The sequence below is a fragment of the Vibrio sp. 10N.222.52.B7 genome (assembly GCF_041474275.1).
In the GTDB taxonomy this organism is placed as follows: domain Bacteria; phylum Pseudomonadota; class Gammaproteobacteria; order Enterobacterales; family Vibrionaceae; genus Vibrio; species Vibrio crassostreae_C.
The window spans coordinates 1-468 of sequence record NZ_JBFRTU010000298.1 but is presented as its reverse complement, the minus strand read 5'-3'; the positions used below and the strand labels follow the sequence as shown (position 1 = coordinate 468).

General features: G+C 36.5%; 1 protein-coding gene. It reads left to right on the top strand.

The window, feature by feature from the left end; all coding sequences use genetic code 11:
* Positions 1-339 precede the first annotated feature (339 nt).
* The coding region (locus AB4512_RS22920; RefSeq protein ID WP_372175832.1) for a nucleoside hydrolase at positions 340-468 on the top strand (129 nt) is incomplete at its 3' end.

Below are 468 nucleotides of genomic sequence, written 5' to 3'. Positions count from 1 at the left end.
TAAAAATGAACAAATCCATAATAAGCAACTGATTTACAAACCATTATTAAATTCACCACATACGTCGTGATAACTTTCTTTAGTATCGAACATTCTATTCTACTGGTGGTCCATCACTGTCAAAAAACTTGTAGTGGCATGGTGAATTTTCCAATATTTCTAAGGTACTAATACCTTAGAAAAGGCAGAAACAAAATGACCGGAGTACAATATTCATACGAGCAATTCAAACCTTGAGAGTTTAAGTTAAATTGCTCTCATCATGAGATTCAAGTCACGTTCATCAGTGTTTTTTCTAGGTATCGTCTACTCCTCTCAACTGTTTAATTAGAAGCTGATATGACAAAGAAAATCATCCTAGATACAGATCCGGGCATCGATGATGCAATGGCAATCCTATTTGCAGAAGCACATCCAGATATTGAGCTGATGGGGATCACGACCGTTTATGGAAATGCGACGATAGAC